The sequence below is a fragment of the Actinocorallia herbida genome, from assembly GCF_003751225.1.
Lineage (GTDB): Bacteria > Actinomycetota > Actinomycetes > Streptosporangiales > Streptosporangiaceae > Actinocorallia > Actinocorallia herbida.
In genome coordinates, this window is record NZ_RJKE01000001.1 from 6,673,748 (window position 1) to 6,687,123 (window position 13,376).

12 protein-coding genes are annotated in these 13,376 nt (G+C 73.4%); 9 read left to right on the forward strand and 3 right to left on the reverse strand.

What is annotated here, in order from left to right; translation table 11 throughout:
* Window positions 1-2: 2 nt before the first annotated feature.
* Genes EDD29_RS30475 through EDD29_RS30485 form a run of 3 tightly spaced genes read left to right on the forward strand, consistent with a single transcriptional unit; the run spans window position 3 to window position 2,927 of the window.
* A complete protein-coding gene (locus EDD29_RS30475; RefSeq protein ID WP_246053085.1) occupies window positions 3-803 on the forward strand; it encodes a cyclase family protein in 801 nt (266 codons plus the stop codon).
* A complete protein-coding gene (locus tag EDD29_RS30480; RefSeq protein WP_123667753.1) occupies window positions 796-2,217 on the forward strand; it encodes an MmgE/PrpD family protein in 1,422 nt (473 codons plus the stop codon). The genes EDD29_RS30475 and EDD29_RS30480 overlap by 8 nt, the downstream gene beginning before the upstream one ends.
* A gap of 2 nt (window positions 2,218-2,219) precedes the next feature.
* Window positions 2,220-2,927: a hypothetical protein gene (locus EDD29_RS30485; RefSeq protein ID WP_123667754.1), complete on the forward strand. Its 708-nt coding sequence runs from the start codon at window positions 2,220-2,222 to the stop codon at window positions 2,925-2,927.
* 72 nt (window positions 2,928-2,999) lie between these two features.
* On the opposite strand, the gene EDD29_RS30490 is transcribed toward EDD29_RS30485, so the two are convergent.
* Window positions 3,000-3,809 (reverse strand): IclR family transcriptional regulator, encoded by an 810-nt coding sequence (locus EDD29_RS30490; RefSeq protein WP_246053086.1) that lies wholly within the window; start codon window positions 3,807-3,809, stop codon window positions 3,000-3,002.
* A 153-nt stretch (window positions 3,810-3,962) separates the two neighbouring features.
* Between EDD29_RS30490 and EDD29_RS30495 the strand changes: the two genes are divergently transcribed.
* Genes EDD29_RS30495 through EDD29_RS30515 form a run of 5 tightly spaced genes read left to right on the forward strand, consistent with a single transcriptional unit; the run spans window position 3,963 to window position 10,458 of the window.
* Window positions 3,963-5,186: a flavin reductase gene (locus EDD29_RS30495; RefSeq protein ID WP_170201647.1), complete on the forward strand. Its 1,224-nt coding sequence runs from the start codon at window positions 3,963-3,965 to the stop codon at window positions 5,184-5,186.
* Entirely contained in the window at window positions 5,183-6,451 is a 1,269-nt protein-coding gene (locus tag EDD29_RS30500; protein WP_123667756.1) for an acyl-CoA dehydrogenase family protein, read from the forward strand. Before EDD29_RS30495 ends, EDD29_RS30500 begins: the two co-directional genes overlap by 4 nt.
* The gene (locus tag EDD29_RS30505) at window positions 6,448-7,905 is read left to right on the forward strand and encodes an aldehyde dehydrogenase family protein (protein WP_211360015.1); all 1,458 of its coding nucleotides are present in this window, start codon (window positions 6,448-6,450) and stop codon (window positions 7,903-7,905) included. The genes EDD29_RS30500 and EDD29_RS30505 overlap by 4 nt, the downstream gene beginning before the upstream one ends.
* Window positions 7,905-9,032, forward strand: coding sequence for an FAD-dependent oxidoreductase (locus tag EDD29_RS30510; RefSeq protein WP_246053087.1), 1,128 nt, complete (start codon window positions 7,905-7,907; stop codon window positions 9,030-9,032). The genes EDD29_RS30505 and EDD29_RS30510 overlap by 1 nt, the downstream gene beginning before the upstream one ends.
* Window positions 9,033-9,048: 16 nt before the next feature.
* A complete protein-coding gene (locus EDD29_RS30515) occupies window positions 9,049-10,458 on the forward strand; it encodes an aldehyde dehydrogenase family protein (protein WP_123667758.1) in 1,410 nt (469 codons plus the stop codon).
* A gap of 137 nt (window positions 10,459-10,595) precedes the next feature.
* On the opposite strand, the gene EDD29_RS30520 is transcribed toward EDD29_RS30515, so the two are convergent.
* Complete coding sequence (locus tag EDD29_RS30520; protein ID WP_123667759.1) at window positions 10,596-11,834, reverse strand: cytochrome P450; 1,239 nt, start codon at window positions 11,832-11,834, stop codon at window positions 10,596-10,598.
* A 198-nt stretch (window positions 11,835-12,032) separates the two neighbouring features.
* Between EDD29_RS30520 and EDD29_RS45835 the strand changes: the two genes are divergently transcribed.
* A complete protein-coding gene (locus tag EDD29_RS45835) occupies window positions 12,033-12,995 on the forward strand; it encodes an alpha/beta fold hydrolase (protein ID WP_170201648.1) in 963 nt (320 codons plus the stop codon).
* A gap of 78 nt (window positions 12,996-13,073) precedes the next feature.
* Here the strand turns inward: EDD29_RS45835 and EDD29_RS30530 are convergent, their stop codons facing one another.
* Entirely contained in the window at window positions 13,074-13,349 is a 276-nt protein-coding gene (locus EDD29_RS30530) for a Dabb family protein (protein WP_170201649.1), read from the reverse strand.
* Window positions 13,350-13,376: the final 27 nt, after the last annotated feature.

Below are 13,376 nucleotides of genomic sequence, written 5' to 3' on the forward strand. Positions count from 1 at the left end.
CAGTGCTGTGGAACGACCTGGCCGGCGCCACGGTCCTCGACCTGGCTCAGCCGATGAAGACGGGGATGCCCCAGTCCCCCAACCATCCCCCGTTCCGCATGCTGCTGGAACGCCGTCACGGCGACATGGTCCGGGCCGACGGCGGCTCCGCCGCCAACGAGATCATCATCACCGGCGGGCACGTCGGCACGCATGTCGACGCGCTGGCCCATGTCTCCCAAGACGGCCTCGTGCACGGCGGCACCCCCGCGGTGGCCGACCACCGGGGCTTCACCGAGGGCGGCATCGACTCCTTCACCCCGTATGTCGGCCGCGGCGTCCTCCTCGACGTCGCCGCCGTGCACGGGGTGCCGGTACTGCCCGCGGGCTACGAGGTCACCGTCGACGACCTGGAGCGGGCCGCGACCGGCCTGGAGATCCACCCGGGCGACGTGGTGCTCATCGGCACCGGCTGGTCCCGGCACTGGGACGAACCCGAGCGGTTCATCGGCGCCCGCGACGGCGTCCCCGGACCCGGGGCGGCCGCGGGCAAGTGGCTCGCCGGGCTCGGCGTGCGCGCCGCGGGCGGCGAGACCATCGCCTTCGAGCACCTCGCGCCCGGCAAGGGCCACGCCCTGCTGCCGGTGCACCGCATCCTGCTGGTCGAGGCGGGCATCAACATCATCGAGACGATGCGGCTGCTGCCGCTGCTGGAGTCGGGCGCCCGCGAGTTCCTGCTGGTGCTGAACCCGCTGCCGATCGTCGGCGCGACCGGCGCCCCCGTCCGTCCGCTCGCGGTGCTCCCGGCGGTGGCCGGTGCCTGAGGCTCCGCGGACCCACGTGCAGGCGCTCGCCGAGTTCGCGGCGGCCTGCCGCGACGAGGGCGTCCCCGCCGAGGTCGCCCGGGACGTCTCCGAACGCATCCTCGACGTCGTGGGCAACTGCCTCGCCGGCCGTGCCGAGGAAACGGCGGAAACGGACCCGGGAAACGCCGTCCTCCGCACCGTTTCCCGCTGGGGAACGGGCGGCGCGTCCGAGGTGCTCGGCACCGGCGCGGTCCTGCCAGCGCCCAACGCCGCCCTCGTGAACGGCACCTACGCGCACGCGCTGGACTTCGACGACACCCACCTGCCGTCGGTGCTGCACCCGAGCGCGTCGGTCGTGCCCGCGGCCCTCGCCGTCGCGCAGGAGGTCGGCGCGAGCGGCCGGGACCTGCTGGCCGCCGTCGCGGCGGGCATCGAGATCACCGACCGGCTCGGCATGGCCTCCTACGACAAGGGCATCCGCAACTCGGTCTTCTTCGAGCGCGGCCAGCACGCCACGTCGATCTGCGGCACCCTCGGCGCCGCCGCCGCGGCGGCCCTCCTCTACGGACTGGACGCCGGCGGCGTCGCCGACGCCGTCGGGATCGCCGCGAGCATGGGCTCGGGCGTCCTGGAGGCCAACCGGACGGGCGGCACGGTCAAGCGGATCCACTGCGGCTGGGCGGCCCACGGGGGCGTCGCCGCCGCGGGGTTCGCCGCGGCCGGGGTGACCGGCCCGCCGACCGTCATCGAAGGCAGGTTCGGGTTCTTCCAGGCGTGGCTGAGCGGCCAGTACGAGGCCGCCGCACTCCTCGAAGGGCTGGGCGAGCGCTGGGAGACCACGCGCACGGTCTACAAGCCCTACCCGACCAACCACTTCACCCACCCGGCGATCGACTGCGCCCTCGCGCTGCGCGCGCAGGGCCTCGACCCCGCCGACATCACCGCGATCGAGGCGGGCTTCCCCGCACCGACGCTCCGCACCGTCGCCGAGCCGCCCGAGGACAAGGCACGGCCGCGTTCGCCCTACCACGGCAAGTTCTCCGGCCCGTTCACCGTCGCGACCGCGCTGCTCGGCGGAGGCGGTCTCGGCGTCTACCTCGACGACTTCGCCGAGGGCGCGCACGAGGACCCGGCTCGGCTCGCGCTGGCCGCCAAGGTCACGTGCTTCGCCGACGAGCGGGCCAGCGAGATCTTCCCCAACGCCTTCGCGGCGGTCCTGCGGGTCACCACCCGCGGCGGCGCGGTGCTCGAGCACCGGGTCGACTCCTCGCGCGGCGGGCCGGGCCACCCCCTGCCCGCGGCGGACCTGCGCGTGAAGTTCCTGCTCAACGCCGCCCGCGCGGTCGGCGAACCCGCGGCCGAGGCGCTCGCCGCGGCGGTCACCGGGCTCGGCGGCACCCCGCGCGTCGGCCCCCTCACCTCCGGAGACTGACCATGGGACCACATCCGTACGGCTGGTGGATCGTCCTGCACATCGTGCTGTTCGTGTTCTGGCTCGGCGGCGACCTCGGGGTGTACTACTCCAGCAGGTTCGTGCTCAAGCCCGAGCTCGCCCCGGCGTCCCGGGCGACGGCGCTGAACATCATGAGCGGCCTCGACCTCGGGCCGAAGATCACGCTCGTGCTGTTCCTGCCGTCCGGCGTCACCCTGATGGCGATGGACCCGCACGGCGCGAACATCGGCGGCCACGAGATCTTCGTCTGGCCGCTGGTCGTGCTCACCTGGCTCTTCGCGTTCGGCTGGCTCGCCGCGACGATCGTCGACCACCGGACGCACGGGAGATTCCCGTGGGTGCGCAGGACCGACTGGACGATCCGGATCACGCTGATCCTCGCCCTGTTCGGCACCGCCGCCTACACGTTCTTCGCCGCTGAGCCGTTCGGCGTCACGACCGAGCCGAAGTGGCTGGCGGGCAAGGTGTTCTTCTACGCGCTGGCGATCGCCTGCGGCCTGGGCATCCGGCTGACGCTGCGGCCGTTCGGCCCGGCGTTCGGGGCGCTCATGCAGCACGGCAGCACCCCGGAGACCGAGTCGGCGCTGAAGCGCTCGATCGACGGCTGCCTGCCCTATGTGTTCGGGATCTGGGGCAGCGTGCTCGTCGCTGCGGTGCTCGGCGTGCTCAAGCCGGGCGCCAACCTCTGACCGGTGCGCGGAACCGGAGGCGCGGCGGCGCGGGAACTCCCGCCCGCCGCGCCGCGGCACGGCAGGTGCGGCTCAGTGCTCGGGGAAGCCCAGCTGGGCCGAGACCCGGGAGGCCGCGGCGATGAGGATCGGCGCGTACTCCCGCATGTGGCCCTTGAAGCGGGTGGCGGGGCCGGAGACGCTGAGGACGGCCAGGACCCGCCCGTCGTGGTCGAAGACCGGGGCGGCGATGGAGCCGGCGCCCTCCTGGCGCTCACCGAGCGAGGTCGCGTAGCCGCGCCTGCGGATGTTGGCGAGCTCGGCGCGCAGCAGCTCCTCGTCGATGATGGTCTTGTCGGTGAGCGCGTTCAGCGGGTGGCGCGAGAGGTACCCGGCGACCTCGGCCTCGTCGAGGAAGGCGAGGAACGCCTTGGAGGAGCTGCCCGCGTGCAGGGGGTAGGGGATGCCGAGGCTGACCTCCATCCGCAGCTCCTGGTTGGGCACCGCCTGGTCGACGTACATCCGGGTGTCGCCGCGGCGCACCGAGAGCGTCGCGGTCTCGCCGGTCTGCCGCGACAGGAGCCGCAGCTCGGGCCCGACCATCGCGCGCAGGTCCATCCGCGCCATGTAGGCGCGGCCCAGCGAGATGGCGGCGTGGCCGAGCGCGTACCGGCGGGTCACCGGGTCGACGGTGATGAGCTCCTTGCTGCGCAGGGCGGTGAGGATGCGGTGGACCGCGGCCTTGGTGAGGCCCAGCTCCGTCGCGATCTCGGTGACCCCAAGGTCGGGCCGGGTGCTGCGCCCGAAGAGCAGCAGCACGTCCATCGCCCGCTCCACGGCGGCGATGGAGCGGCTCTGGCCGCTTTCGGGCTCCTCGCCGGTCTTAGACGCGGTCCTCGGCACGGTTCAACTCCTCCTCAGAAGATCCGACGGAGGCAGTGTAGGCCAGAACGTTTCCTTATGGGAAACGTCACGGGAAACGCGTTGACACCCACTCGCCAGCGTTGTTACCTTCTGCGGGACAGTGTTTCCATAAGCGAAACGAGGGGGGCTCAGGTGGCGGTCGACGCCGAGACCTTCAGATCCGTGCTCGGCCAGTGGCCCACCGGCGTGGTCCTGGTGACCACGACGGCCGGTGAGACCTGGCACGGCATGACGGCCAGCTCGTTCTCCAGCGTGAGCCTCGATCCGCCGCTCGTCCTGGTGTGCCTGGACAAGGGCCTGTACAGCCATCGGCTCATCTCCGAGAGCGGGCTGTTCGGCATCAGCATCCTCGGCCGCGACCAGGCGCACCTCGGGCAGGCGTTCGCCGGGCGGGCCGCCCCGCAGGAGCGGTTCGCGGGCCACGACTGGGCGACCGCCGTCACCGGCGCGCCCGTGCTGGCCAACGCGCTGGGCTGGCTGGACTGCCGGGTGGCGCACGCCTACGCGGGCGGCGACCACACCATCTTCGTCGGCGAGGTGCTGGCCGCCGAGACGCCGCGCACGACGGGCCCGCTGCTCTTCCACTCCCGGTCGTGGGGCCAGCTCGCCGACCCGCTGCCCGCCGAGATCGGCCTCGCCGACACCGGCCTGGCCGCGGCGCTGGAACGGCGCGGGCTCCCGTCGGCGAAGCTGCTGCGGGCCGTCCGCGAGGCGGGCCTGCGCACCAGGGTCGGCCCGGCCGACCCCGACACCTCCGCGGCCTCCGCGCTGGTGGACGGCGCGGTCCTCACCGACGACCTGGACGCCTCCGCCGTGCTCCCCGACGCCGCGACCGTCGAGTTCCTGTTCCGGGACGCCGACGGCGCGGGCCGGCTGGTGAGCGCCGCGCGGGCCAAGGGCGCCCAGTCCGTCGGCCGCGTCCAGGACGCCTTCGCCCCGGACCGCCGTGACACCGCGGTCGAGGCGGTGGCCGCGCTCGTCGCCGCGGGCTGCGACGAGATCGCCCTCGACGAGGGCGGCGAACCCGCCTCACCGCTGAACCTCCGCGAACTGCTCCGCGACGCCGTCACCGTGGCAGGTGACGTGCCCGTGCGGGTGCGGCTCGCCGAACACGCCGGGCTCGGCCTGGCCAACGCGCTCACCGCCATGAAAAGCGGAGTGCGCCACTTCGACGTCACTCTCGGCGGACTCGACGACGGCCTGTGCGCCATCGACGTGCTCTTCCTCGCGACCCGGTTGGACGTGGCGAGCGCCGCCGACCGGGAAGCCCTGGTCGCGGCAGCGGCCGAACTGGAGACGGCGTGCGGGTCACCCCTGCCCGGCCGTACCTATCGACTCGGAAGGACCTCCTCATGACACTCATCGCCGAAAGGCTGCTCACCACTCTCACCGAGGCCGAGAAGGCCCGGATGGAGAAGGTGGAGAGCGTGCTGCCCGCGCTGCGCGAGGCCGCGGCGAAGGCCGACGAGACGGGCGAGTTCCCGATCGGCCACATCGCGCTCATGCGCGAGGCGGGCATCCTCGGGCTCATCGTGCCCGAAGAGTTCGGCGGGCTCGGCGGCGGCCTGCGCGACCTCGCCGGGGCCACCTTCACGCTCGGCTCGGCCTGCCCGTCGACGGCGCTGGCCTACTTCTTCCACAACACCAGCGCGTCGCGCGGCCTGCTCCCGCTGGAGGCCATCGAGGCCGGGCTGTTCTCCGAAGAGGAGAACCCGGTCGTCGAGGCGTTCGCCAAGAAGGTCCTCACCCTGATGGCGGGCGGCACCTGGCTGGCGAACTTCGCCAGCGAGGAGGTCAAGAGCTCCAGCGCCAACATCGCCATCGCCACCACGGCCGAGCCGGTCGAGGGCGGCTGGAAGCTGAACGGCGTGAAGTCGTTCGGCTGCGCCACCGGCGTCGCCGACATCTACCTGGTGACGGCGAAGATCGCGGGCACCACCGACGCGAACGGCCTGTCGCTGTTCCTGGTCAAGCGCGAGTCCCCCGGCGTCGCCTCCCGCGACAAGTGGAACGGCCTGGGCATGCGCGCGTCGGCCAACGACGGCATCACCCTCACCGACGTGTTCGTCGCCGCGGAGGACGCGCTGACCGTCCCCGGCTCGTTCGTGAAGATGCTCCAGATGAGCCGCGGCAGCTTCGTCGGCAACCAGCTCGCGATCATGGCGAACTACCTCGGCGCGGCCCAGGGCGTCTACGACTACGCGCTGGAGCGGCTGACCAGCAAGCGCTTCGCCGACTCCGGCAAGTCCATCGCCAGCTCCCCCATGCACCAGGTGATCATCGGCGAGATGACCGAGCGCCTGGAGACCGCCTACCACTGGCTGCGCCGCCAGCTGGAGCTGGAGACCTCCGAGCCGCCGCTGCTGCCCAAGGCCGACGTGTACCGTCAGTGGCGCATGGCCAAGGGCAGCATCTCCGAGGCCTGCTTCGATGTCGTCGTCGGCGCGTTCAAGGCCTGCGGCACCTCCGCCGCCACCATGGACGGCGTGATCGGCCGCGGCCTGCGCGACCTGTCGATGGCGCTGGTCATGACGTTCCCGCCCGAGCGGGGCAGGCTGGAGGCCGCTTCGATGATCACCGACGACCGCGAGAACGAGCTGTTCGCGAGCGTGAACAAGTGACCCCGGCCCCCCTGCGCGACCTCGTCGCCGGACGGTGGCGGGACGCCGAGGTCGAACTCGCCCTCGTCCGGGAGAACCCGCTCACCGGTGAGGCGCTGGGCCCCGCCCTCGCCACCTCCCCCGCGCGGGTGGAGGAGGCCCTGGCGGCGGCCGACGCCGTCCAGGACGCCTGGGCCGCGACCACGCCCGAGGAGCGCGCGAGCGCCCTGGAGGCCGTCGCCGCCGCGCTGGAGCCGCGCGTCGCGGAGATCGCGGCGCTGGAGTCCTTCGCGACCGGCGTCCCGATCCGGCAGACCCTGCCGCTCGGCATGATCATCACCGGCTCGTTCCTGCTCGCCGCGGGCCAGCTCCGCGAAGGCTGGCTGACCCGCGGCCTCCGGCGTGAGGACGGCCGCGAGACCGAGGTGCTGCTGCTGCCGTGGGGGCCGGCGCTGTGCCTGACCCCGTGGAACGCGCCCGCGCCGATGGGCGCGCACAAGGTCGCCAACGCGCTCGCCGCCGGCTGCCCCGCGATCCTCAAGGCCAGCGAGTTCGTGCCCTACGGCAGCCAGCTCATGGCCGAGGTCATCGACGGCGCCCTGCGTGCGGCGGGCGTCCCGGACGGGGTGTTCCAGTTCGTCCAGGGCGACGCCTCGGTCGGCGGGAGGCTCACCCTCGACCCGCGGATCCGCGCGGTGTCGTTCACCGGCGGCGCCAAGGGCGGCGCCGCGGTGGCCGCGGCGTGCGGCGCGGGCGTGAAGCCGGTCCAGCTGGAGCTGGGCGGCAACAACCCGCTCATCATCCTGCCCGGCACCGACACCGCGACCGCCGCCCGCGCGGCGGTCGACCTGCTGACCACCCTGAACGGCCAGTGGTGCCGCGCGCTGGGCAGGCTCATCGTCCCGGCCGACGACCACGACGCGATCGTGTCCGCCGTGCTCGACCGGCTGGCGACGCTCAAGCCGGGCGACCCGCTGGACGAGGCGACGGACTTCGGGCCGCTCGTCCACTCCGCGCACCGCGGCACCGTCGAGGCCCAACGCGCGGCGCTCGGCGGCACCGTGCACACCGCGCTCAAGGTGGCCGAAGAAGGCAACTTCCTGTCTCCCGCGCTCGTCACCGGGGTGCCCGCCGACCAGGCCGTGGAGGAGATCTTCGGCCCGGTCGCGACGGTCCACGCCTACGGGACGGTCGAGGAGGCCCTCGCCCTCGCCAACGGCACCTCCTACGGGCTCGAGGCCTACGTGTTCGGGCCCGACGAGGAGGCCGCCCTGGCCGTCGCGCGGAAGGTCCGGGCGGGCGAGGTGAAGGTGAACGGCTCGAGCATCATGAGCCTCCACCTGTTCGCCCCGCGCCCCGCCTGGGGCCGGTCGGGCCTGGGCGAGGAGGGCACCGCCGAGACGCTGCGGTTCTTCACCAACCCCCGGGTCGTCGGCGCCGAGGGCGGCTTCGCGCTGCACTCCCGGGAGGCGTGATGCGCGTCGTCGTCGCCGGGGCGGGGCCCGTCGGGCTCACCGCCGCCGTCGGGCTGGCCCGCCGCGGGTTCGCGGTGACCGTCCTGGAGGCGGGGCCGGATCTCGCGGGCGAGTCCCGCGCCTCCACCTACCACCCGCCGACGCTGGAGATGCTCGCCGACCTCGGCGCGCTCGACCGGCTGATGGCGCGCGGCCTGGTGTCGCACACGTTCCAGTACCGGGAGCGGCGCGGCGGCGTCGTCGCGGAGCTCGATCTGCGCCTGCTCGCCGACGACACCCCGTACCCGTACCGGGTGCAGTGCGAGCAGAGCAAGCTCACCCCGATCCTCCTGGACCTGCTCCGCGAGGAAGGCGGCGAGGTCGTCTTCGACGCCCCCGTCGTCGACGTCGCGCAGGATGCCGAGACGGCGACGGCGATCACCGCCGACGGCACCCGGTACACCGGCGACTGGCTCATCGGGGCCGACGGAGCCGGCTCGCGCGTCCGCAAGGCGCTGAACGTCCCCTTCGAGGGGATCACCTACCCCGAGCGGTTCCTCGTCGCCTCCACAGAGGAGGACCTCGAGGCGCTCATCCCGGGCATCGCCGCGGTGAACTACGTGTTCGACCCGGAGGAGTGGCTGGTCCTGCTCCGCACGCCGGACCACTGGCGGGTGCTGTTCCCCACGCCCGAGGACACCCCGGACGAGATGGAGCTGGCCCGGCTGCCCGAGCGGCTGCGGGGCGTCGCCGACACCGAGTGGAAGGTCGCCCACTCGACCCTCTACCGGGTCCACCAGCGCGTCGCCGCCGACTTCCGGACCGGCCGCGCCGTCCTCATCGGCGACGCCGCCCACGTCAACAACCCCCTGGGCGGCATGGGCCTCAACAGCGGCGTCCACGACGCGGTCGCGGTCTCCGCCGCCCTCGGCGACGTGTCGGCCCTGGACGCCGCGTGCGCGAAGCGCCGCGACGTGGCCCGGTCGTACGTGCAGAAGATCACCCACTCCAACTGGGAGCAGCTGCGCAATCCCGAGGCCCACAAGGCGGGCCTCCGGGAGCTCGCGGCCGACCCCGTGCGCGCCCGCGCCCACCTGCTGCGCACCTCCATGATCGCCTCCCTGCGCCCTGTCGGAGGCGCGGTATGACCGACCGGAGGAAGCGGTGAGCGGCTCGATCGCGGTCGAGAATCCGGGGCGGATCGGCGAGGTCGTCGGGGAGGTCCCCGTCGCGACGGCCGCGCAGGTCGACACCGCGGTGCGGGCGGCGGGCGCGGCGCAGCGCGCGTTCGGCGGGCTGCCGGTCGCCGAGCGGATCGCGGTGCTGGAACGGGTCGCGGGGTCCCTGGAGGACGACGAGGCGCTCGCCGAGCTGCTGGCGCGGGAGAGCGGGAAGCCGCTCGGCGACTGCCGCGGGGAGATCCGGTTCGCCGGCGTCTACCTGCGGTGGGCGGCCTCTCGCGCGGCCGGGGTGCTGGCCGACGCGCACACCGACGACGCGTCCGGGCGGCTGCTGCTGCGGCGGCGGCCGTTCGGGGTGGTCGGCGCGATCACCCCGTGGAACGCGCCGATCATCCTCACCCTGCTCAAGGTCGGGCCCGCTCTCGCGGCGGGCAACACGATCGTGGTGAAGCCCTCTCCCCTGGCCCCGCTGGCGATCGCGCGGATCCTCGCGCGGTTCCCCGACGGGCTGGTGCACGTCGTGCACGGCGAGGCCGAGGCGGGCGCGGCGCTGGTCTCCCACCCGCTCGTCCGCAAGGTCGCGTTCACCGGCGGCGAGGCCGCGGGCCGCGCCATCGGGGCGCTCGCCGGGAAGGCCATCACCCCCGCGGTGCTGGAGCTCGGCGGCAACGACCCCGCGGTCTTCCTGGCCGACGCCGACCTCTCCGACGCGGCGATGGACCGGCTCGTCATGGGGTCGTTCCAGAGCGCCGGGCAGGTCTGCATGGCCGCCAAGCGGCTCTACGTGCCCGAGGCCCGGTTCGCCGAATTCCGGGACGCGTACGTGGCGGCCGCGGCCCGGGTCGTCGTCCTCGGCGACGCGCTCGCGCCGGACACCACGGTCGGCCCCGTCATCAGCGCGGGCGCGGCGGAAAGGCTGCGGGCGCTCGCGGCGCTCGGCGAGCCCGTCCCGCTCGGACGGGTCGCGGTGGACCTCGCGCGCGGCCACTACGTCCGCCCGACCCTGCTCACCGGACTCGACGACGCCTCCCCCGTCGTCGCCGACGAGCAGTTCGGGCCCGTGGTGCCGGTCCTGACCTACCGGGAAGAAGAGGACGTGCTCGCGCGGGCGAACGCGGGCGAGCTCGGCCTCGGCGCCTCGGTCTGGTCGGCCGACGAGGACCGCGCGTTCGCGTTCGCCCGGCGCTTCGAGGCGGGCTTCACCTTCGTCAACACCCACGGCCGGACCGGCATGGCGCTGCGCGCCCCCTTCGGCGGCGTCAAGCGCTCCGGCTTCGGCCGCGAGTACGGCGAGGAGGGCATCACCGAGTACACCCAGACCTGCGCCGTCCACCTCCCCGCCGCGTTCCGCGCGGGCGGCGCCGGCATGGGCGCGGCGGCCTACCCGGCCTGACCCGCCCCCGAAGACCGATCCGTCCGAACGCGCCCGGACGGTGAGGAAGTCCGGTGCGTCCTCCGCCCCCGCGGAGGACGCACCGGACACCACTGCCCCGGGCCGGCGGCCTCATCGCCCCCGGGGCCTCCCCGTTCCTAGGCGCGGGTGAGGGTGACGGGAAGGTGCTTGAAACCCCTGAGGGCCAAGGCGGGGGCTCGGACCGGGGAGCCGGCCGGTTGCAGGGACCGGTAGGCGGGGCTGTAGAGGCGCTCCAGGACCACCTGGGCCTCCACCCGGGCCAGATGCGCGCCCAGGCAGAAGTGGACGCCTGAGGCGAATGAGAGGTGTGCGGGGGCCTCGCGGCGGACGTCCAGGGAGTCGGGATCGTCGGCGATCGCCGGGTCGTGGTTGGCGGCGCCGATGACGGTGACGACGACCTCCCCGGGGCGCATCCTGGTCCCGGCGAAGTCCGTCTCCTCCAGGACCGCGCGCAGGTCGATCTGGACGGGCGAGTCGAACCGCAGGAACTCCTCGACGGCCGATGGGACGAGCCCGGGATCCGCGCGCAGGGCCGCCTCCTGTTCCGGGTGGGCGAACAGGGCGGAAACGGCGTTTCCCAGCAGGTTCGTCGTGGTGACGAACCCCGCGGTGAACAGCAGCAGCGCCGTGGAGATCATCTCGTCGCGGGTGAGGCGCTCCCCCTCGGGCGCGGTCGCCAGCCGGGAGAGGAGGTCGTCGCCGGGGTCGGCGCCCTTGGCCTCCAGCAGCTCCCCGAAGTAGTCGCCGAGCTCCTCCCTGGCCCGCATCGCCTCCCGGAAGCCGTCCATGCCTTCGTCGGGCTCCATCATCGCGAGCATCCGGCGGACCCGGCCGGTGAACGGCTCGCGGTTCCCCTCCGGCACCCCGAGGAGGTCGGAGATGACGTTGACGGGCAGGGGCAGCGCCAGCCCTTCGAGGAAGTCCGCGCCGGGCCGCTCGGCCAGCCCTGCGAGCAGTTCGTCGGCGCGGCGCGCGATCTGCGGGCGCAGCTCCTCCACGTGCCGGTTGGTGAAGGCGGCGCTCACCGCGCGGCGCAGCCTGGTGTGCTCGGGCGGGTTGGTGATGAGCATGGTCCTGCCGTAGCGCTGGCGGGCCTTGCGGACCTCTTCCCCGATCTCGGCGGCCATCCCGAAGCCCAGCTGCTCCTCACCCTTGCCGAAGGCGCGGTGCCGCAGCGCCGCGTCGCAGTCGGCGAACCGCGACAGCACCAGGGCGCCGTCGCCGGAGCGGAGGACGGGCGCGGCCTCCCGCAGCCGCTTGTAGGCCGGGTAGGGGTCGTCGGGCGGCGCGGTGAACACGCTCTTGAACAGTTCGTCGGCGGCGGTATCGGTGACCGGCCCTGCCTGCGTCGTCATGACTCCAGCGTTTCCATCCGATCACACGGAGTCAACTAAGCGGAGCCCACCTCGCGTCCAAGGCTCTCGCGTCGCCCTGACCCCATCGTTACCGAACCGCGCTCCCGGCCCGGGTTGACCACCGGGTCACCCCAGGCGCTAATGAGACGGCATAACGGCAACATCGTTTCGCACATCGGAACAATGGGAGTGTGTTTCATGCGCCTGGCCGCCCTCCTCTCCTCGGCCGCCCTCGCCGCGGCCGTCCTGGTGCCCGCGTCCTCCGCCTCGGCGGTCGCGGTGACCCGGGTCCAGACGAACGTCGACATCAGCTGCGCCTTCACCACGATCAACCAGCCCGCGGACTGGTACCTGCCGGCGGGGACGCCGAAGGGCCTCGTGTGGCTCCAGCACGGCTTCTCCCGCTCCAAGAACGCCGTGGCCGACCTCGCGGGCAAGTACGCCGCCCAGGGCTACGTCGCGTTCGCCCCCAGCCTGCCCGCCGCCAACCTCTTCGGCTGCACGCTCCAGAACCTCGGGAACAACACCGACTTCATGGCGAACGTCGGCAAGCTCTTCGCCCAGGCGTCGAGCTCCGGCGGCCAGCTCGCCAAGAGCTTCGCCAAGGCCAAGGCGTCGGCGAACCGGCCCGAGCTGGCGCTGCCGGCCAAGCTGGTCTTCTCCGGCCACTCCGCGGGCGGCGAGGCGGTCACCTACGTGGCGAACCGCCTGCGCACCGACCACCCCTCGACCTTCGCGAACCTCCGCGGGCTGGTCCTGCTCGACCCGGTGAACGCCGCGATCGGCTCGAACCTCAAGACCGGCCTCCAGGGCCTCAACACCACCGCCAAGCCCCTCCTCACCGTCTCCGGCGCCGACGGCCTGTGCAACAGCTCCGGCTCCGGCACCGACCTCGTCCAGGCCGAGCTGGACCGGCCGTTCGTCGGCGCCCGGCTGACCACCGGCGGCCACGTCGACGCCGAGGGCGCCAGCACCGACGCGATCGGCACCCTGGCCTGCGGCACCTCCGACCCCGCCAACGTCGCGATCCTCCAGAGCCTCGCCGTCACCTGGCTCGTCGACCAGTTCGAGGGCACCACCACCGCCGCGTACTACCCGGGCGGCTCCTACTACGACGCCAAGATCGCCTCCGGGGAGCTCCAGACGCTCGCCGGGTCCTGACCCGCGCCGGACACGCGAAGGCCGCCGCGGTGAAGCACCGCGGCGGCCTTCCGCCTTGCCCGGACCGGGCCGGGCCCGTCAGAAGTCGACGGTCGCGCGCGAGGCGAGGCGCGGCCGGAGCCATCCGGCGACCTCGAGGTGCGACGGGTGCTCCTGGTATCCCTTGAGCCCTTCCAGATCGGCGTGCTCGGTGAGCAGGACGAGGTCCCAGGAGACCGCGGCCCGCACCACGTCGACGCCGACCGTGAGCTTCTGGATCTGCGGGACGCCGGGTACGAGTCCCTCCAGCAGCTCCTTCGCTTCGGCCGCGTCGGCGGGGTCGGTGAACTTCATCAGGACGACATGGGTCAGCACGGCGGCTCTCCGCTCTCCGGAATCTCT

Coding starts and splice junctions, on each gene's coding strand:
- EDD29_RS30485 (WP_123667754.1), top strand. CDS start 2,220: ATGGGACCACATCCGTACGGCTGGTGGATCGTCCTGCACATCGTGCTG.
- EDD29_RS30500 (WP_123667756.1), top strand. CDS start 5,183: ATGACACTCATCGCCGAAAGGCTGCTCACCACTCTCACCGAGGCCGAG.
- EDD29_RS30510 (WP_246053087.1), top strand. CDS start 7,905: ATGCGCGTCGTCGTCGCCGGGGCGGGGCCCGTCGGGCTCACCGCCGCC.
- EDD29_RS30520 (WP_123667759.1), bottom strand. CDS start 11,834: ATGACGACGCAGGCAGGGCCGGTCACCGATACCGCCGCCGACGAACTG.
- EDD29_RS45835 (WP_170201648.1), top strand. CDS start 12,033: ATGCGCCTGGCCGCCCTCCTCTCCTCGGCCGCCCTCGCCGCGGCCGTC.